This window comes from Stenotrophomonas sp. 05L413 (genome assembly GCF_056397945.1).
The window spans coordinates 315,967-334,360 of record NZ_JBFTOL010000003.1 but is presented as its reverse complement, the minus strand read 5'-3'; the positions used below and the strand labels follow the sequence as shown (position 1 = coordinate 334,360).

Here is an 18,394-nt window from a genome sequence, read left to right as displayed (position 1 = left end):
CGCCGCATGACGCGGTCGGGCATGGCCGGGGGATCGGCCGACACACTTTCCAGGGGGACTTTCATGCGTCATTCGATGCGCGCAGCCGTTGCTGCGCTGCTGTGCTGTGCCACGCCGCTCATGGCCGCCGAGATCCACGTGCAGGATCCGGTGCCGTTCAACGACGCGGCGATCATCGCCGAGAACATCAAGGCCGAGTGCCGGATGGGCGCGCAGCTGGCGACCGCGCTGGGCAAGAATGCGCCGGCGCATGGCAACACCATCGTCTTCGGCAGTGATCCGGTGAACACCGGCAGCGGACACGCGTTGAAGCTGGAACTGGTGGAGGCGCAGAGCGCCGGCAATGCGTTCACCGGCCACTTCAAGTCCGCTGCCGTGCGCGGCGTGCTGTTCGAGAACGGCCAGCAGGTGGCCACGGTCACCGCACGCCGCGTGTCGCGCGGTGGCGCGTTTGCCGGCTTCAAGGGCTCGTGCGATGTGCTCGAGCGCACGGTCAATGCGATCGGCAACGATCTGGCGATCTGGCTGGCCAAGCCGGTCGATGGGGCCCGCCTCGGCGACCTCTGACGGCCGGTCCGGTGCGCCAGCGTAAACTACGCGCTGGCGTACTTCGTGGATCTGCCCATGTTCGATATCTCCCCCCAGCTCGATTGCGGCGGCCGCCTGCTGCGGCTGGATCGCCCGCGGGTCATGGGCATCGTCAACGTCACCCCGGATTCGTTCTCCGACGGCGGTGACCACGACAGCGTGGAGGCCGCGGTCGCGCACGGCCTGCAGCTGGTGGCCGAGGGCGCCGACCTGCTCGACATCGGCGGCGAGTCGACCCGGCCCGGCAGTGCGCCGGTACCGCTGGATGAAGAACTGCGCCGGGTCATCCCGGTGATCGAGCGGCTGGCACGCGAAACCACCGTGCCGATCAGCATCGACACCTTCAAGCCCGAGGTGATGCGCGCCGCGGTCGCCGCCGGTGCCGGCCTGATCAATGACATCCATGCGTTGCGCCAGCCCGGTGCGCTGGACGCCGCCGCCGAACTCGGCGTGCCGGTGGTGCTGATGCACATGCAGGGCGAGCCCGGCAGCATGCAGGACACCCCGCACTACGATGACGTGGTCGCCGAGGTGCATCGCTTCCTGACCGAGCGCATGTTCCAGGCCGAGATGGCCGGCGTCGCCAAGAAGCACCTGATCATCGATCTGGGCTTCGGTTTCGGCAAGACCACCGAACACAACATGATCCTGCTCGCACGCTCGGGCCGTTTCCTCGAGCTGGGCGTGCCGATGCTGGCCGGCCTGTCGCGCAAGCGCAGCATCGGTGAACTGACCGGTCGTGAGCAGCCGCGTGACCGCGTGGCCGGTTCCGTCGCCGCGCACCTGATCGCGGCCCAGCGGGGTGCGATGCTGCTGCGCGTGCACGATGTCGCGGCCACCGTGGATGCGTTGAAGGTCTGGGCGGCGGTCGATGCCGTGCCGATGCCGCGGGTGTCGGCCGCACCGGCGATGCCGCGCTGGCCGGACGAGGACTGATGGCCGTCGATCAGCGCCCGCTGGCGATCGCGGTGATGGGCCCGACCGCCTCGGGCAAGACCGCCGCCGCGATCGCGCTGGCCCAGCAGTTGGACGGTGAGATCGTCAGCGTCGATTCGGCGCTGGTCTATCGCGGGCTGGATATCGGCTCGGCCAAACCCGATGCGGCCGAGCGCGCGCAGGCGCCGCACCATCTGCTGGATGTGCGCGACCCGTGGCAGACCTATTCGGCGGCGGAGTTCGCCAGCGACGCGGCGCGCGCCGTCCGCGACATCATCGCGCGCGGGCGCATGCCGATTCTGGCCGGTGGCACGGGGCTGTATTTCCGCGCCCTGCTGCAGGGCCTGTCGCCGATGCCTGAAGCCGATCCTGCGGTGCGCGCGCAGATCGCGGCCGAGGCGGCCGAGCAGGGCTGGGCGGCGATGCATGCCCAGCTCGCCGGCATCGATCCGGCAGCGGCAAAGCGCATTCACGCCACCGACCCGCAGCGTATCCAGCGGGCGCTGGAAGTCCATCGGCTGACCGGTACCCCGATCAGCGAGTGGCAGAAGCTGCCCGGTGTGGACCGGCTGCCGGTGCGGGCGCTCAAACTGATCCTCGCGCCGCGCGAGCGCACGGTGCTGCACCAGCGCATCGAAACCCGTTTCGACACGATGCTGGATCGCGGCTTCCTGGACGAAGTCCGCGCGCTGCGGGCCCTGCCGGCGATGGCCGAGGTGGCCGCGCCGCTGGATCTGCCGGCCGTGCGGGCGGTGGGCTACCGGCAGGCTTGGGAGTATCTGGACGGGCAGGGGACGGCCGAGGCGTTCCGTGAACGCGGCATCCAGGCCACCCGTCAGCTGGCCAAGCGCCAGCTGACCTGGTTGCGCGGGGAGCTTGATGCGCGCTGGTTCGATCCCCATCTAGACAGGGCTTCCCTGGCGGATGCGGTGTCGACCTTCGTCGCACGCTGAGTCCACGCCTTCACCCGCCCACCCCGTGTACCATCAAGGGTTCCGGCGGGCGGCGGGGGCCGTGGCAACTGCCGGAAGACCATAAAAACAATAATCAGGAGTGTGCAATGTCCAAGGGGCAATCGCTGCAGGATCCGTTTCTGAATGCACTTCGGCGCGAACGTGTGCCGGTGTCGGTGTATCTGGTCAATGGCATCAAGCTGCAGGGAACGATTGAATCGTTCGACCAGTTCGTGGTGCTGCTGCGTAATACGGTGAGCCAGATGGTGTACAAGCACGCCATCTCGACCGTGGTGCCGGCGCGCAACGTGAAGGTCGGGCCCGGAGGTGGTTATGTGCAATCCAATGATGGCGCCGAGGGCGTCCAAGGTGATGACGACGTTGAGTGACTGCGTGAAAAATTCTGGAGAACTGCGTGTTTGACCGTTCCAAGCGAGGCGAACACGCACTCCTGATCCAGCCGCACGCCGGCCGGCTCGAAGATGACGTGCTTGAAGAGTTCACCGATCTGGCCCGCTCTGCCGGGGCCAGCATCGCGGCCACGTTGACCGCGCGCATCGATCGGCCCAATCCGTCGATCCTGATTGGCAGCGGCAAGCTGGACGAGGTCAAGGCCGCGGCCGATGCCACCGGCGCCGACCTGATCCTGGTCAACCATGCGCTGTCGCCGGGGCAGGAGCGCAACCTGGAGCGGTTCCTGGAACGGCGCGTGATCGACCGCACCGGGCTGATCCTGGATATCTTCGCCCAGCGTGCGCGCAGCCACGAAGGCAAGCTGCAGGTCGAGCTGGCGCAGCTGCGCCACATGTCCACGCGGCTGATCCGCGGCTGGACCCATCTGGAGCGCCAGCGCGGCGGTTCCATCGGTCTGCGCGGCCCGGGTGAAACCCAGCTGGAAACCGATCGCCGCCTGCTGCAGAAGCGGGTGGAGCAGCTGCAGAAGAAGCTGGAAAAGGTGGAAGTGCAGCGCACCCAGATGCGTCGTGCCCGCCTGCGCAGCGAGCTGCCGCGGGTGGCCCTGGTGGGCTACACCAACGCCGGCAAGTCGACCCTGTTCAACGCATTGACCGGTGCCGAGGCGTATGCCGCGGACCAGTTGTTCGCGACGCTGGACCCGACCGTGCGCCGCATCGCGCTGCCGGGCGGCAGCGTGGTGCTTGCCGATACCGTCGGCTTCGTCCGCGACCTGCCGCACGATCTGGTGGCCGCGTTCCGGTCCACCTTGTCCGAAGCCCGCGAAGCGGACTTCCTGCTGCACCTCGTCGATGCGGCCGATCCGCACCGTGAGGAGCGCATCGCACAGGTGGATGAAGTGCTGACCGCCATCGGCGCGGGCGATCTGCCGCAGTTGCTGGTGTTCAACAAGATCGATCGGATCGACGGGGCCGACGTGCGTCACGATGGCCAGGACGGCATCCCCGACAACGCGCGCCGCGAGCGGGTCTGGATTTCCGCCCGCGACAACGTCGGCCTGCCGCTGCTGCAGGCCGTGCTGGGCAAGCGCCTGGGCCTGCAGCACGTCAGTGGCGAGCTGCGGCTGCCGCCCAGTGCCGGTCGCCTGCGTTCGCGCCTGCATCAGCTGGAAGTCGTGCGCAGCGAAACCACCGACGAAGACGGTTGGCTGCTGCAGGTCGAGATCCCCATCGCCGAGGCCGAGAAGCTGGCGGCCGGCGAGGGCGGCGAACCGATCCGCGCGATGCTCCCGGAGAAGCTTCCGGAGTGGTGAGGGGTGTGCCGGCAATACACGACATCAGCCACGATTTCGGCTAAAACAGGGGGGCGTTCGTCCCCCCGTTGATCCAGGATTCCCCATGACCGTTCCTTCCGACGCCGAGCTGGGCGCCCTTGCCAGTGACGTGGGCCAGCGCCTGCAGCAGGCCTCGCTGCAGCTGGTGACCGCCGAGAGCTGCAGTGGCGGCTGGATCGCCAAGGCGATGACGGATATCGCCGGCTCCTCGGCGTTCTTCGATTGCGGCATGGTGGTCTACAGCTACGAAGCCAAACAACGCCTGCTCGGCGTGCGTGCACAGACGCTGGAACAGTTCGGCGCGGTCAGCCGCGAGACCGTGCTGGAAATGGTCTCCGGTGCGCTGATCAATTCCGGCGCCGGCATCGCCGTGGCGGTGACCGGCATTGCCGGCCCGGGCGGAGGCAGCGAGGACAAGCCGGTCGGCAGCGTGTGGATCGGCTGGAAGGGCCGGGGCGGCTACGCGCGTGCGCAGTTGTTCCAGTTCGACGGCGACCGCGAAGCCATACGGCGGCAGACCGTGCAGCAGGCGCTGACGGGAATCTTCCCGCTGTTGTGACATCCTGACCGGGTGTGCTGACAGGAGAGTGGGCCGATGTGGGAAACGCTGGGTACCGTGCGTGACCTGGGGCGATTGCAGGAAATCGCGTCGGTCCTCATCCGCTATGGCTTCGGCGACCTCGTGCGCCGCATCGGCCTGGCCGATGTGCTCGAGCGCGCCGGCCGCCTGCTGCACTGGAACGACACCCAGCAGATGCTGCGGATGACCGCGCCGGTGCGCGTGCGCCGCGCGATGGAAGACCTCGGACCCACTTTCGTCAAACTCGGCCAGGTGCTGGCCACCCGCGTGGACCTGTTCCCGCCGGACTGGATCGCGGAATTTTCCGAACTGCAGAATGCCGTGCCCGCGCTGCCATATGCGCAGGTGCGTGAGCAGCTCGAACGCGATCTCGGCGCGCCGGCCACCGAGGTGTTCGCGTGGCTCGATGAAACGCCCATGGCCGCGGCCTCGCTGGCGCAGGCGCACCGCGCAACCCTGCATGACGGCACCGCCGTGGTGCTGAAGATCCGTCGTCCGGGCATCCGCGAGGTGATCGAAGCCGACCTGCGCCTGCTGGCGCGGCTGGCCGAGATCGTGGAAGCGCGCTTGCCCGACCTGCAGCGGTATCGCCCGGCCGAGGTGGTGCAGCAGTTCCAGGTGTCGCTGCGCCGCGAGCTGGATTTTGCCGCCGAATGCCGCAATGCCGAGCGCATCGCGCGCAACTTCCAGGGCCGCGACGACATCCTGATCCCCAACGTGCACTGGCAGTGGACGTGCGAGAGCCTCAACGTGCAGGACTTCGTGGACGGCATTCCCGGTCGCGATCTGGCCGGTGTCGATGCGGCCGGTCTGGACCGCGTGCTGCTGGCCCGCACCGGTGCGCGCATCGTGCTGAAGATGGTGCTGGAGGACGGCTGTTTCCACGCTGATCCGCACCCGGGCAACATCATCTACCTGCGCGACGGCCGCATCGGCGTGATCGATTTCGGCATGGTGGGCGCGATCTCCGAGCAGCGCCGTTTCCAGGTCGCCCAGCTGCTGCACGGCCTGGTCACCCAGGAGCCGGAGCAGGTGGCCGACGTGCTGCTGGACTGGGCCGGTGGCGTGGAGGTGGACGAGTCGCGGCTGCAGCAGGACATCAGCACCTTCGTGGACCAGTACCGCGGGGTGCCGTTGAAAGACCTGCACATGGGCCTGATGCTGGGCAACATCACCCAGTTGCTGCGCCAGTACGCGCTGACCCTGCCGGCCGATCTGGCGCTGATGATCAAGACCTTCCTCACCCTGGAAGGCATGGGCCGCCAGCTCGACCCGCAGTTCGACATGGCCAGCGCCGCGCGCCCGTATCTGGAGCGGGTGATGTGGCAGCGCTACTCGCCCGGCGCGATGCTCAAGCGCGGCAAGCGCAGCCTGGTCGGGGTGATGGACCTGGTCGGCGACCTGCCGCGCGACGTGCGCAGGCTGCTGCAGATGGCGCGCCGCGGCCGGCTCCAGCTCAAGATCGAAACCACTGCGCTGCAGGGCTTCGGCGACCAGGTCAACCGTGCCGCCAATCGGCTGGTCATGGGTATCGTGACCGCCGCGCTGATCATCGGCTCCTCGATCGTCATGCACAGCGTCGGCGGCATCTCCAGCCGCTGGTTGCTTGCGCTCGGCGTGGCCGGCTTCATCGGTGCCGGCTTCTGTGGCGTGTGGATCCTGTTCTCGATCTGGCGCAGCGGTAAGAACCCGTAGGGTTCTAACCGCTGGGATCCGAAGGATCCCCGGAATCTCCCGCGTAAGCGGGGGATTACGTGTAGGTCCGACCGTTGGTCGGACGCCATTGCCGCGCGTTCGCGCGGTCACCGACCAACGGTCGGTGGCTACAGGTGTTGCTGGCGGCTTCGGTTGGGCGTGGACCACCCTTCTTCTATCTGTTCTTCCTCTGCGGGCACTTGCGTGCCCGCATCGTTAGTAGTAATACTACTAACCATGGACCTGACCGATACCCAGCACGCGATCCTGCAGTTGATCGCCGAGCGTATAGAGACCGATGGCGCACCGCCGTCGCAGACGGAAATCGCCCGTGCGTTCGGCTTCAAGGGCGTCCGCGCAGCCCAATACCATCTGGAAGCGCTGGAGCAGGCCGGGGCGATCCGTCGCATCCCGGGCCAGGCCCGCGGCATCCGGCTGGTCCAGGCACCGGCGCTGCAGAACGGCCTGCCCGAATCGCTGCCCGCCTCGGCGTTGCCGGACCACGTCCTGCGCCTGCCGGTGCTGGGCCGGGTCGCGGCCGGTCTGCCGATCGGCGCGGATATCGGCTCGGACGACTTCGTGGTGCTCGACCGGGTGTTCTTCTCGCCCGCGCCGGACTACCTGCTGAAAGTGCAGGGCGACTCGATGATCGACGAAGGCATCTTCGACGGCGACCTGATCGGTGTGCACCGCACCCGCGACGCCCGCTCCGGCCAGATCGTGGTGGCCCGCATCGATGACGAGATCACGGTCAAGCTGCTGAAGATGGGCAAGGACCGGATCCGCCTGCTGCCGCGCAATCCCGATTACAAGCCGATCGAAGTGCTGCCCGACCAGGACTTCGCCATCGAAGGCCTCTATTGCGGGTTGCTGCGGCCCAACCGCTGACCCTGTTCCCCTTTGAATCACGCGCGGTCTTTTGTGGCACATCTCTGGTTTTGCTGAGGTTGGTACGGATGTCCGATAATTTTTTTCCGAACGCCGGGCAGAATCTCAGCCCGTGCGATACGCCAGCCTTAAAGTGAACCCATGGCCAAGAAGACTTCCAAAGACAGCACCTCCACCGATACGACCTCTGCAAGGACCACTCCGATGGACGAAAACAAAAAGCGCGCCCTCACCGCCGCGCTGAGCCAGATCGAAAAGCAGTTCGGCAAGGGCGCCGTGATGCGCATGGGCGACCGCGTCGTCGAAGCGGTCGAGGTCATCCCCACCGGGTCGCTGATGCTGGATATCGCGCTCGGTATCGGTGGCCTGCCCAAGGGGCGTGTCGTGGAGATCTACGGTCCGGAATCCTCGGGCAAGACCACCCTGACCCTGCAGGCGATCGCCGAATGCCAGAAGAAGGGCGGTACTGCGGCCTTCATCGATGCCGAGCACGCGCTGGATCCGATCTACGCCGCCAAGCTGGGCGTCAACGTGGACGACCTGCTGCTCTCGCAGCCCGATACCGGTGAGCAGGCGCTGGAAATCGCCGACATGCTGGTGCGCTCCAGCTCGGTGGACATCGTGGTGGTCGACTCGGTCGCCGCGCTGACCCCCAAGGCCGAAATCGAAGGCGAAATGGGCGACCAGCTGCCGGGCCTTCAGGCCCGTCTGATGAGCCAAGCGCTGCGCAAGCTGACCGGCAACATCAAGCGCTCCAACACCCTGGTGGTCTTCATCAACCAGCTGCGGCACAAGATCGGCGTCATGATGCCGGGCCAAAGCCCGGAAGTGACCACCGGCGGCAACGCGCTGAAGTTCTACGCCTCGGTCCGCTTGGACATCCGCCGTATCGGCGCGATCAAGAAGGGCGACGAGATCATCGGCAACCAGACCAAGATCAAGGTCGTCAAGAACAAGCTGGCGCCCCCGTTCAAGCAGGTCATCACCGAGATCCTGTACGGCGAAGGCATCAGCCGCGAAGGCGAACTGATCGACATGGGCGTGGAAGCCAAGCTGGTCGAGAAGGCAGGCGCCTGGTACAGCTACGGCGAAGAGCGGATCGGCCAGGGCAAGGACAACGCCCGCGGCTATCTGCGCGACAACCCGCAGATCGCCCAGCGTCTGGAAGCCGAGCTGCGCGAGAAGTTCCAGCCGGAAGAAGCCGTGCGTGAAGGCGGCGACGAGGCTGAAGACGACGCCGAGTGAGTTTCCTGCGGGGCAGGGCAGCGCCGTCAGTGACGCTCGCCCTGGCCTGCAGTTTCAAGAATCCCCGACGGGATGGCGCCAAGGACGGCGCACTGTAATGGACCGCTGCCATGCAAGACTCCGAAGCCCCCGCACCCCGGCGCAAGCGCCGTGTCCAGGAACAGACGCCGGTCCAGCGGGCGTTGGGGCTGCTGGTGCGCCGCGAACATTCGCGTAAAGAGCTGACCCGCAAACTGCAGGCCCGCGGCATCGAGAACGAAGCCGCCGAAGCTGCGGTAAGCAAGCTGGCCGAGGCCGGCTGGCAGGATGACACCCGCTTTGCCGAGAATCTGGTCCGGATCCGGGCCAATACCGGCTATGGACCGATCCACATCCGCGCCGAACTGGGCACGCATGGCCTGGACAGCGACCAGATCGCTGCGGCCATGGACACCTTCGAAGGCGATTGGACCGAGAATGCCCGCGACCTGGTCTGCCGCCGTTTTGGCGAGGCTGGCCCGCAGGAACTGCCTGCACGGCGCAAAGCCGCCGATCTTCTGGCCCGCCGGGGGTTCCCCGGCGACAGCATCCGCCAGGCCACCCGTTACGACCCTGAGGACTGAGCGGCCCGGGCCTGATACCCTTTGTGGTTTCGGCGGTCCTGCAGTTGACACCCGGCCATTGGGGCTGCGTGCCAGGGACTGACCGGCCCGCACAAAGCCAGCCCCCCATGAACGCATCCGTCAAATTCACTACCTCCCAGATCCGCAGCGATTTCCTTGAGTTCTTCAAGGGCAAAGGCCACACGATCGTGCCGTCGGCGCCCCTGGTGCCGGGCAATGATCCGACCCTGCTGTTCACCAACTCCGGCATGGTGCAGTTCAAGGACGTGTTCCTTGGCGCCGAGAAGCGCAGCTACGTGCGCGCGGCCGACGTCCAGCGCTGCCTGCGCGCCGGTGGCAAGCACAACGATCTGGACCAGGTCGGCTACACCGCGCGCCACCACACCTTCTTCGAGATGCTGGGCAACTGGTCGTTCGGCGATTACTTCAAGAAGGACGCCATCGCCTGGGCCTGGGAGCTGCTGACCCAGGTCTGGAAGCTGCCGGCCGAGCGCCTGCTGGTCACCGTGTACCAGACCGATGACGAGGCCTACGCGCTGTGGCGCGACATGGTCGGTATCCCGGAAGAGCGGATCGTGCGCATCGGCGACAACAAGGGTGCGCCGTTCGCGTCGGACAATTTCTGGCAGATGGCCGAAACCGGCCCGTGCGGCCCGTGTACCGAAATCTTCTATGACCATGGCGACCACATCGCCGGTGGCCCCCCGGGTTCGCCGGATGAAGACGGCGACCGCTTCATCGAGATCTGGAACCTGGTCTTCATGCAGTTCGACCGCCAGCCCGACGGCACCCTGGTGCCGCTGCCGGCCCCGTGCGTGGATACCGGCATGGGCCTGGAGCGTCTGGCGGCGATCCTGCAGCACGTCCACACCAATTACGAAATCGACCTGTTCCAGGCGCTGATCCGCAAGGCCAGCGAGCTGACCGGCATGGCTGATCTGGAGAACAAGTCGCTGCGCGTGATCGCCGATCACATCCGTGCCTGCTCGTTCCTGATCGTTGATGGCGTACTGCCGTCCAACGAAGGCCGCGGCTACGTGCTGCGCCGGATCATCCGCCGCGCCCTGCGCCATGGCTGGATGCTCGGTGTGCGCCAGCCGTTCTTCAGCAAGCTGGTGCCGACGCTGGTCGAGCAGATGGGCGTGGCCTATCCGGAACTGCCGGCGCAGGTCGACACGGTTGTGCGCGCCCTGCAGGCCGAAGAAGAGCGTTTCGCGGAAACGCTGGATTCGGGCATGAAGATTTTCGACGACGTCGCGGCCAAGGTCAGCGACGGCGTGATCCCGGGCGTTGATGCGTTCCGCCTGTACGACACCTACGGCTTCCCGGTCGATCTGACGGCCGATATCGCCCGCGAGCGCGATATGACGGTGGACATGGTCGCCTTCAACGCCGCGATGGACACCCAGCGCGAGACCGCGCGCGCGGCCGGCAAGTTCGGCGGCGGCGTGACCCTGTCGGCCGATCTGGTCGCCACGCTCAAGCCGACCGTGTTCCTGGGGTATGACCGCCTGCAGGCCGACGACCTCACCGTGGTCGCCATCCTGAAGGACGGCCGCCCGGTGGAGAGCGCGCAGGCTGGCGATGACGTCATCGTGCTGACCAACCAGACCCCGTTCTACGCCGAGTCCGGTGGCCAGGTCGGCGACAACGGCACCCTGACCGGCGCCGGCGTCCAGGTAGAGGTCAGCGACACCCAGAAGTTCGCGGGCCAGTTCCACGGCCACGTGGGCAAGCTCACCGCGGGCAGCCTGAAGGTCGGCGATGTGCTGTCCGGTCAGGTCGATGGCCAGCGCCGTGGCGCGACCATCCTCAACCACTCGGCCACCCACCTGCTGCATGCCGCCCTGCGCGAAGTGCTGGGCACCCATGTGCAGCAGAAGGGCTCGCTGGTCGCGCCTGATCGCCTGCGCTTCGATTTCTCGCACTTCGCGCCGATCAGCGCCGAAGACCTGGCGATCATCGAGCGCAAGGTCAACGAGCAGGTGCGCGCCAACAACGCCGCTGAAGTCCACAACATGGGCATGCAGGAAGCGCTCGACTTCGGCGCGATGGCGCTGTTCGGCGAGAAGTACGGCGAGCACGTGCGCGTGCTGAAGATGGGCGACTACTCCACCGAACTGTGTGGCGGTACGCATGTGTCGCGCACCGGCGACATCGGCCTGTTCAAGATCACTGCCGAAGGCGGTGTGTCTTCGGGCGTGCGTCGTATCGAAGCAGTCACCGGGCAGGGCGCGTTGGATTACGTGGCCCATGAAGAAGCCCAGCTGAGCGAAGCGGCGGCACTGCTTGGCGGCAATGCCGGCGACGTGGTCGACAAGATCCGCCAGCTCGGCGAGCGGCAGAAGAAGCTGGAGCGCGAGCTCGAGGCGCTCAAGGCCAAGCAGGCTGCCGGTGCGACCGCCGATCTCGGTGGCGCCGCGGTCGAGGTCAACGGCATCAAGATCCTGGCCGCGCGCCTGGAAGGCTTCGATGCCAAGGCGCTGCGCGATGCGATCGACCGACTCAAGCAGCAGCTTGGCGATGCGGTGATCGTGCTGGCCGGCACCCAGGACGGCAAGGCGGCCCTGGTCGCAGGCGTGAACGGCAGCGCAATGGGCAAGGTAAAGGCCGGGGAACTGTTGGCCCATATCGCCAGTCAGATCGGGGGCAAGGGCGGCGGCCGCCCGGACCTCGCCCAGGGTGGTGGTGAGGACGGGCCCGCCCTTGCTTCTGCACTGGCCGCCGTCGTCGACTGGGTCACCCCCCGTATCTGAACAGCCTGAAGCCTCCTGCTCCTTGATGGGTCGGGAGGCCTGACGGTACTATGGCGAATCTTTTCCCGTTGTCGTGGGGCGCTCTTGCCGGGGCGCCAAGCCGGTGGGGAAATGCCACCACCGGTTCCCCTGGAGACTTGAACAAATGTTGATCCTGACTCGCCGTGTAGGCGAAACCCTGATGATCGGTGACTCGGTCAGCGTGACCGTGCTCGGCGTCAAGGGCAACCAGGTGCGTATCGGTATCACCGCTCCGAAGGACGTGGCCGTGCACCGCGAAGAGATTTACCAGCGGATCCAGCGCGGCGATGAGCCGAATGCATCCGGAAGTGAAAATTCTTCGGATTAAGGCTTTACCTGAGGGCGCGGAAAACGTTATTATTCGCGCCCCCGCTGAGATGATTCATCGCAGCGGCGGACCAAGAACACTGGAGCGGTGCCCGAGTGGCTGAAGGGGCTCCCCTGCTAAGGGAGTATAGGGCTTAAAACTCTATCGAGGGTTCGAATCCCTCCCGCTCCGCCAGTTGTAGAAAAGGCCTTCGTACGCAAGTACGGAGGCCTTTTTCTTTGTGCGATCCGCTTGTGCGATCCGGGTCAAACGATCGACTTGCAGACCGCTTCGATCCGATGCCCATCCGGATCGATCAGGAAGGCGGCGTAGTAGTGATCGCCATAGTCCTCGCGCAGCCCCGGCGCCCCGTTGCAGGTGCCGCCAGCCGCCAGTGCATCGCGGTGGAACGCATCGACTGCCTCACGGGAAGGTGCGCCGAAGGCCAGGTGGAATCCCGCGCCAGGCGGCGAGGCGTCGGCCCGCAGTTTCAAGCACAGCAGATCCTCGTCGTCGGCATACCCATAGCCGATGGCCTCGTCGTCCTCGAAGACGCGGCGCATGCCCAGCGCGCCGAGCGCGGCGTCATGGAAGGCGGCGGCATGGGCGAGATCGCGCACCCCCAGGGAAATGTGATGCAGCATGGTGATGTGCGTCCGTGTCGAATGTCGCGCGCAGCGTCGCATGAAACAGGCGGACGGCGCGCGGGTCGGCACATTCGGATGGCGCATGCAGTCGATCCCCAATCTTCATTGGTGCCGACGCGGCGGCTCGGCTACGGTCTGGTGTAGCGGCGCCCCACCGGGCGCCCCCCGTGAAATGAGCAGGAGCATGTCGATGGGACGGAGGTCACTGCGTGGCTGGGTGGTGGTGAGCATGCTGATGGGCATGGTCATGCCGGTCGGTGCCGCATCGTTGGAGGAGCGCCTGCACCGGGCGGCGGAAAAGGGCGATGCCGCGGCGGTGCGTACGCTGCTGGGGCAGGGTGCACAGGTGGATGCGCGCGGCGCGGCGAAGGCGACCCCGTTGCTGGTCGCGACCCACCACAACCATGTTGAGGCCGCGCTTGCGCTGATCCAGGCCGGTGCCGACGTCAATGCCAAGGATGCGATCCAGGACAGCCCTTACCTGTACGCCGGGGCGCGAGGGCATCTTGAGATCCTGCGCGCGACACTGAGCGCTGGCGCCGACCTGAAGAGCACCAACCGCTACGGCGGCACCGCACTCATTCCAGCGGCCGAACGCGGGCACGTGGAGGCCGTGGCGACGCTCATCGCAGCAGGTGTCGATGTGGATCACGTCAACAACCTGCAGTGGACCGCGCTGCTGGAGGCGATCATCCTGGCCGATGGTGGCCCACGGCATGTCGAGATCGTCCGTCAGCTGATTGCCGCGAAGGCGGATGTGGACCTGGCCGACGGTGAAGGCATCACGCCGCTGCAGCATGCACGCCAGCGCGGCTACCGCGAGATCGAGACCCTGCTTCTTGCGGCAGGCGCGCGTCAGGGCTGAGGTCCCGCGTGCGCACCGGCATCGCAATGTTGCCGCTGCCTTGACGCCGCACAGGCATGCTCTGCACCGCCGCTCTGCCAGGGTGTGCGCTTCCCCCGCAGAAACAGGAGTCGCCGTGAACGCACGCCGCCACTTCCTTTCCGTTGCAGCCGCCGGCACCGCCGCGTTCGCCGCCGCCCCATTGATGGCGCAGTCGGCCGGCCCGGGCAGCGTCCTGCCCACCCGCGGCCAGGCCTCGGCGAAGCCCTTGCCGGGCAACCCCGCACAGCAGGGCAGGCGCTATCGTCCGCAGACCCGCCTGGGCTTGGGCGGTGTCGCGATCGGCAATGGGTTTGCGGCCGCGACCGATGCGCAGAGCGACGCCACCCTCGCCGCCGCCTTTGCAGCGGGCGTGCGCTATTTCGATACGTCTCCGTGGTACGGGCTTGGTCTGAGTGAGCGCCGTTACGGCCACCATCTGCACAACCATCCCGCGCGTGAGTACACGCTGTCGACCAAGGTCGGCCGCCTCCTGACGGCCACCGCCGGTGAGTTGCAGGACGTGATGTGGAAGGACCCCTCGCCGTTCCATTACCGCTACGACTACTCCGCCGACGGCACGCGGCGCTCGGTGGAGGACAGCCTCAACCGCCTGGGTGTGTCGCAGTTGGATGTGGTCTTCATCCATGACCTCTCGCCGGACAACGAGAAGGACCTTGGGATGCCGTGGGAGCAGCGCTTCGCCGAGGCTGCAAAAGGCGCGATGCCGGCGCTGACGCGCATGCGCGAAGAGGGGCTGATCAAGGCCTGGGGCTTCGGGGTGAACCGCCCTGAGCCCGCCCTGCGTGCGGTCGCCGAGGCGGACCCGGACATCTTCCTGCTCGCCTGCCAGTACTCGCTGCTGGATCACGACCAAGCGCTGCATGACACGTTCCCGAAGATCGCCGCGCACGGTGCGTCGGTGGTGGTGGGTTCGCCGCTGCTGGCCGGCTATCTGGCTGGGCGCGACCGGTATCTGTACGACGGCAAGGTGCCGTCGTGGGCGCCGGAAAAGCGCGCGAAGGTGCAGGCCATCTGCGATCGCCACGGTGTGGATATGCGCACGGCCGCCCTTCAGTTCGCCGATGCACCGGAGGTGGTCTCGGCCGTGATCCCGGGCGCGCGCACGCCGGAACAGGTGTTGGCCAACGTCGCCTCCCTGTCCGTGGCGGTGCCCGCGGCGTTCTGGGCCGAGCTGAAGCAGGAAAAGCTGATCGCTTCGGATGCGCCGGTGCCGCGCGGCTGAGCCGGCTCCGGGACCAGGGAATCGCTTGGGCTGATCGCCACCCCCTGAGGCTCTGATGGCGCCCCGCCTGTAGAGGGGGCGTCACCTGTCTTCAGGACGGCCCCGCTCGGTGTCATTTCCGCCATAGTCTTTCGCGATAGACCCGGATACGGCATCATGCGGCCCATTCGTTCCCTCCAGCCGCCGCCAGAGGAGTCCCTTCCTGCCTGGAGGCATTGCCGTGTCCGTCGTTCCGTTCCGTGTTGCCCCGATCCATTCGGGTCGCCGTCGTGCTGTTCCCGCGTTCTCCCCGTTGATGCAGGCGATGGCCTGCGTGCTGGGCCTGGCCCTGTCCGCCTCGGCCGTGCAGGCCGAAGAGGCGCCGGCGGGTGACGCACCGGCCAAGGACGGCGCACAGACCCTCCAGACCGTGCAGGTCACCGCCAACCAGCTCGGCACCGTGACCGAAGGCAGTGATTCCTATACGCCCGGCACGATCGCCACGGCCACCCGCCTGGTGCTCAGCCCGCGTCAGACGCCGCAGTCGATCAGCGTGATCACCCGGCAGGAAATGAACGACTTCGGCCTCAACGGCATCGATGACGTCATGAAGGTCACGCCGGGCGTGAGCATCGTCACCTATGACAGCGAGCGCACCGAGTACTACGCACGCGGCTTCGCGGTGCAGAACTTCCAGTACGACGGCATTCCGATGGCACGCGATTCGGCCTACTCGGCGGGCAACACGCTCAGTGATATGGCCATCTATGATCGTGTGGAAGTGCTCAAGGGCGCCACCGGCCTGCTGACCGGCATGGGCGACCCGGGCGCGACCATCAACCTGGTGCGCAAGAAGCCTACCCGGGAGCTGGCCGGCAGCGCCACGCTGGGCGTCGGTTCGTGGGACAGCTACCGCGCCGAAGTCGATGTCGGCGGGCCGTTGACTGAGAGTGGCCGCGTGCGCGGCCGCATCGTGGGCGCCTACCAGGACAAGCATTCCAATGTCGACCACTACCAGCGCAGCAATGAGGTGTTCTACGGCATCCTGGAAGCCGACCTCGGCGAGAGCACGCTGCTGACCGTCGGTGCCGATTACCAGGACAGCGATCCCAAGGGCTCCAGCTGGGGCGGCATTCCGTTGCTGGACAGTGCAGGCAACTTCAACGAAATGCCGCGCTCGTTCAACAACGGCGCGCGCTGGAGCCGCTGGGGCCAGTACGCCCGCACCGGCTTCGCCACGCTGGAGCACACCTTCGCCAATGACTGGGTCGCCAAGCTGCAGCTCAACCACCAGGTCAACGGCTATGACGCCTCGCTGGGCGCGGCGGCCGGTGGCAACCCGGATCCGGTCACCGGTGAGGGCGTGAGCATGTGGCTGGGCCAGTACATCGGCAAGACCACCAGCAACGCGGCCGATCTGTACGTCAGCGGAAAGTTCGAGTGGTTCGGCCGGCAGCATGAGCTGGTCGTCGGTGGCAGCGTGTCGCGCAAGCGCTGGGTCAACAACGGCTACTCGCCGCAGCCGGGCTACGTGAGCAGCGTCGCCGACTACTACGCCTGGACTGGCGATGTGCCCGAGCCGGACTGGCAGTGGGGCTACGGTGACAACCAGGTCACCCGCGAAAGCGGTGCCTATGTGGTGGGCCGCTTCGACCTGGCCGATCCGCTCAAGCTGATCGTCGGCAGCCGCATCGCCAACTATAAATCTCCGGATACCGACGAGAGCGGCGTGGTCGTGCCATACGCCGGCCTGGTGTACGACCTCAACCGCAACTTCTCCGTGTTCGCCAGCTACAGCACCATCTTCAAGCCGCAGGGCAACCAGGACGAACAGGGCCGGGTGCTGGATCCGTTGGAAGGGCGCAGCTACGAAGCGGGCCTGAAGGCGGAGTTCTACGACGGTCGCCTCAATGCCAGTGCGGCGGTGTTCCAGCTGGAGCAGGACAACTACGCGCAGCCGACCGGCGGCAGGACGCCGAGCGGCGGGATCGCCTATGAAGGCCTGATGGGGGTGCGCACCAAGGGCTATGAGCTGGAAGTGTCCGGTCAGCTCGCGCCGGGCTGGCAGATCCAGGGGGGCTACGCGCACAAGATCGCGCGCCAGCAGTCCACCAAGGTCTCCACGCTGGAGCCGGAAGATCAGTTCAGCGTGCACAGCAGCTATCGCCTCACCGGCGCGGCCGATGGCTGGAGCGTCGGTGGGGGTGCGCGCTGGCAGGGCAGCACGTTCGGCACCATCACCAACCCGGCCACCGGCGGTAGCCAGATCCACCGCACCGAGCCCTACTGGCTGCTCGATGCCATGGCGCGTTACCAGTTCAACGACCAGCTCTCGGCAACGCTCAACGTCAACAACCTGCTGGACAAGCACTACTACACGATCTTCAGCTGGTACAGCACCTACACCTGGGGCGAGCCGCGCAACGTGCGCCTGACCCTCAACTACAGGTTCTGATCCAAAACGAACGACACCCCGGGCAACCGGGGTGTCTGCGTTTGCGGCCGGATGTTTACAGCGCCAGCTCGAACACGATGACTTCCGCGTCGTTGGCGTTTTCCAGCGTCAGCTGCGCCTCGTCACTGACCTGCAGCGCATCGCCGGTCTCCAGTGTGATGCCGTTGACCTGCAGCTGCCCGCGGGCCACCTGTACATAGGCGCCGCGACGCGGGGCCGGCGGCAGGTGGACGCGGTCGTCACCGTCCAGGATGGTGGCGTAGATGTTGGCGTCCTGGTGGATCAGCAGCGAACCGTCACGGCCATCGCGCGAGGCGATCAGGCGCAGCTGGCCGCGCTTGGTTTCCGGCGCGAAATGCGTTTCCTGGTAGCTCGGGGTGATGTTCTCCTGATCGGGGAACAGCCAGATCTGCAGGAAGTGCACCGGCTCGTCGGCCGAGTGGTTGAACTCGCTGTGGCTGACGCCGCTGCCGGCGCTCATGCGCTGCACATCGCCGTAGCGCAGCACCGAGCCGGTGCCCATCGAGTCCTTGTGCTCCAGCGCGCCGCCGAGCACGTAGGAGATGATCTCCATGTTGCTGTGGCTGTGCGTGCCAAAGCCCTGGCCGCCCTGCACGCGGTCTTCGTTGATCACGCGCAGCGGTCCGAAGCTGGTATAGCGCGGGTCGTAGTAATTGGCGAAGGAGAAGGTGTGCATGGAGTTCAGCCAGCCATGGTCGGCCTTGCCACGGGTGTTGCTCTTGCGGATCTGCAGCATGGGAATCTCCTCGGTGTTCGATGGTTTCGATGGCGGTCCGGGGCGGCAGCTGCCGTTCCCTTTCCTGTTGCGGCCAGTATCCGCTTGCTCCGGCGCGTTGAAAAACGGA

At 66.6% G+C, this 18,394-nt stretch carries 17 protein-coding genes and 1 tRNA gene; 16 read left to right on the top strand and 2 right to left on the bottom strand.

The window, feature by feature from the left end; genetic code table 11:
- Positions 1-63: 63 nt before the first annotated feature.
- From AC1DIQ_RS08200 to AC1DIQ_RS08140, 13 genes are all read left to right on the top strand, one after another.
- Complete coding sequence (locus AC1DIQ_RS08200) at positions 64-567, top strand: hypothetical protein (RefSeq protein WP_478049799.1); 504 nt, start codon at positions 64-66, stop codon at positions 565-567.
- Positions 568-624: 57 nt separating this feature from the next.
- Entirely contained in the window at positions 625-1,524 is a 900-nt protein-coding gene (gene folP / locus AC1DIQ_RS08195) for a dihydropteroate synthase (RefSeq protein WP_282260815.1), read from the top strand.
- Positions 1,524-2,477 (top strand): tRNA (adenosine(37)-N6)-dimethylallyltransferase MiaA, encoded by a 954-nt coding sequence (gene miaA, locus AC1DIQ_RS08190; protein WP_478049798.1) that lies wholly within the window; start codon positions 1,524-1,526, stop codon positions 2,475-2,477. Before folP ends, miaA begins: the two co-directional genes overlap by 1 nt.
- Positions 2,478-2,584: 107 nt before the next feature.
- A complete protein-coding gene (hfq, locus tag AC1DIQ_RS08185) occupies positions 2,585-2,866 on the top strand; it encodes an RNA chaperone Hfq (protein WP_019183319.1) in 282 nt (93 codons plus the stop codon).
- 26 nt (positions 2,867-2,892) lie between these two features.
- A complete protein-coding gene (gene hflX / locus AC1DIQ_RS08180) occupies positions 2,893-4,203 on the top strand; it encodes a ribosome rescue GTPase HflX (protein WP_461770916.1) in 1,311 nt (436 codons plus the stop codon).
- Positions 4,204-4,288: 85 nt separating this feature from the next.
- Positions 4,289-4,783: a CinA family protein gene (locus AC1DIQ_RS08175; RefSeq protein WP_019183317.1), complete on the top strand. Its 495-nt coding sequence runs from the start codon at positions 4,289-4,291 to the stop codon at positions 4,781-4,783.
- A 36-nt stretch (positions 4,784-4,819) separates the two neighbouring features.
- Entirely contained in the window at positions 4,820-6,499 is a 1,680-nt protein-coding gene (gene ubiB / locus AC1DIQ_RS08170; protein WP_121041793.1) for a 2-polyprenylphenol 6-hydroxylase, read from the top strand.
- A gap of 237 nt (positions 6,500-6,736) precedes the next feature.
- Positions 6,737-7,387, top strand: coding sequence for a transcriptional repressor LexA (lexA, locus tag AC1DIQ_RS08165; protein WP_478049797.1), 651 nt, complete (start codon positions 6,737-6,739; stop codon positions 7,385-7,387).
- 204 nt (positions 7,388-7,591) lie between these two features.
- A complete protein-coding gene (gene recA, locus AC1DIQ_RS08160; protein ID WP_123728917.1) occupies positions 7,592-8,632 on the top strand; it encodes a recombinase RecA in 1,041 nt (346 codons plus the stop codon).
- A gap of 110 nt (positions 8,633-8,742) precedes the next feature.
- Positions 8,743-9,234 carry a recombination regulator RecX gene (recX, locus tag AC1DIQ_RS08155; protein WP_123728918.1) on the top strand — a complete coding sequence of 164 codons (492 nt, stop codon included), beginning with the start codon at positions 8,743-8,745 and terminating at the stop codon, positions 9,232-9,234.
- A 107-nt stretch (positions 9,235-9,341) separates the two neighbouring features.
- A complete protein-coding gene (gene alaS, locus AC1DIQ_RS08150) occupies positions 9,342-11,990 on the top strand; it encodes an alanine--tRNA ligase (protein ID WP_478049796.1) in 2,649 nt (882 codons plus the stop codon).
- Between the two features lie 145 nt (positions 11,991-12,135).
- Positions 12,136-12,339: a carbon storage regulator CsrA gene (csrA, locus tag AC1DIQ_RS08145; protein WP_019183311.1), complete on the top strand. Its 204-nt coding sequence runs from the start codon at positions 12,136-12,138 to the stop codon at positions 12,337-12,339.
- A gap of 81 nt (positions 12,340-12,420) precedes the next feature.
- Positions 12,421-12,513, top strand: a tRNA-Ser gene (locus AC1DIQ_RS08140).
- Positions 12,514-12,584: 71 nt separating this feature from the next.
- Here the strand turns inward: AC1DIQ_RS08140 and AC1DIQ_RS08135 are convergent.
- On the bottom strand, positions 12,585-12,962 hold the full coding sequence (locus AC1DIQ_RS08135; RefSeq protein WP_478049795.1) for a VOC family protein: 378 nt from the start codon (positions 12,960-12,962) through the stop codon (positions 12,585-12,587).
- Positions 12,963-13,149: 187 nt separating this feature from the next.
- Between AC1DIQ_RS08135 and AC1DIQ_RS08130 the strand changes: the two genes are divergently transcribed.
- From AC1DIQ_RS08130 to AC1DIQ_RS08120, 3 genes are all read left to right on the top strand, one after another.
- A complete protein-coding gene (locus AC1DIQ_RS08130) occupies positions 13,150-13,830 on the top strand; it encodes an ankyrin repeat domain-containing protein (RefSeq protein WP_478049794.1) in 681 nt (226 codons plus the stop codon).
- Between the two features lie 115 nt (positions 13,831-13,945).
- Positions 13,946-15,094 (top strand): aldo/keto reductase, encoded by a 1,149-nt coding sequence (locus AC1DIQ_RS08125; RefSeq protein WP_478049793.1) that lies wholly within the window; start codon positions 13,946-13,948, stop codon positions 15,092-15,094.
- A 295-nt stretch (positions 15,095-15,389) separates the two neighbouring features.
- Entirely contained in the window at positions 15,390-17,528 is a 2,139-nt protein-coding gene (locus AC1DIQ_RS08120; RefSeq protein WP_478049907.1) for a TonB-dependent siderophore receptor, read from the top strand.
- A gap of 55 nt (positions 17,529-17,583) precedes the next feature.
- On the opposite strand, the gene AC1DIQ_RS08115 is transcribed toward AC1DIQ_RS08120, so the two are convergent.
- On the bottom strand, positions 17,584-18,285 hold the full coding sequence (locus AC1DIQ_RS08115; RefSeq protein WP_478049792.1) for a pirin family protein: 702 nt from the start codon (positions 18,283-18,285) through the stop codon (positions 17,584-17,586).
- Positions 18,286-18,394 lie beyond the last annotated feature (109 nt).

Bases quoted from the DNA above. Each gene is read 5' to 3' on its own strand.
- AC1DIQ_RS08200 (WP_478049799.1), top strand. From the start codon at position 64: ATGCGTCATTCGATGCGCGCAGCCGTTGCTGCGCTGCTGTGCTGTGCC.
- folP (WP_282260815.1), top strand. From the start codon at position 625: ATGTTCGATATCTCCCCCCAGCTCGATTGCGGCGGCCGCCTGCTGCGG.
- miaA (WP_478049798.1), top strand. From the start codon at position 1,524: ATGGCCGTCGATCAGCGCCCGCTGGCGATCGCGGTGATGGGCCCGACC.
- hfq (WP_019183319.1), top strand. From the start codon at position 2,585: ATGTCCAAGGGGCAATCGCTGCAGGATCCGTTTCTGAATGCACTTCGG.
- AC1DIQ_RS08175 (WP_019183317.1), top strand. From the start codon at position 4,289: ATGACCGTTCCTTCCGACGCCGAGCTGGGCGCCCTTGCCAGTGACGTG.
- ubiB (WP_121041793.1), top strand. From the start codon at position 4,820: ATGTGGGAAACGCTGGGTACCGTGCGTGACCTGGGGCGATTGCAGGAA.
- lexA (WP_478049797.1), top strand. From the start codon at position 6,737: ATGGACCTGACCGATACCCAGCACGCGATCCTGCAGTTGATCGCCGAG.
- recA (WP_123728917.1), top strand. From the start codon at position 7,592: ATGGACGAAAACAAAAAGCGCGCCCTCACCGCCGCGCTGAGCCAGATC.
- recX (WP_123728918.1), top strand. From the start codon at position 8,743: ATGCAAGACTCCGAAGCCCCCGCACCCCGGCGCAAGCGCCGTGTCCAG.
- alaS (WP_478049796.1), top strand. From the start codon at position 9,342: ATGAACGCATCCGTCAAATTCACTACCTCCCAGATCCGCAGCGATTTC.
- csrA (WP_019183311.1), top strand. From the start codon at position 12,136: ATGTTGATCCTGACTCGCCGTGTAGGCGAAACCCTGATGATCGGTGAC.
- AC1DIQ_RS08135 (WP_478049795.1), bottom strand. From the start codon at position 12,962: ATGCTGCATCACATTTCCCTGGGGGTGCGCGATCTCGCCCATGCCGCC.
- AC1DIQ_RS08130 (WP_478049794.1), top strand. From the start codon at position 13,150: ATGTCGATGGGACGGAGGTCACTGCGTGGCTGGGTGGTGGTGAGCATG.
- AC1DIQ_RS08120 (WP_478049907.1), top strand. From the start codon at position 15,390: ATGCAGGCGATGGCCTGCGTGCTGGGCCTGGCCCTGTCCGCCTCGGCC.
- AC1DIQ_RS08115 (WP_478049792.1), bottom strand. From the start codon at position 18,285: ATGCTGCAGATCCGCAAGAGCAACACCCGTGGCAAGGCCGACCATGGC.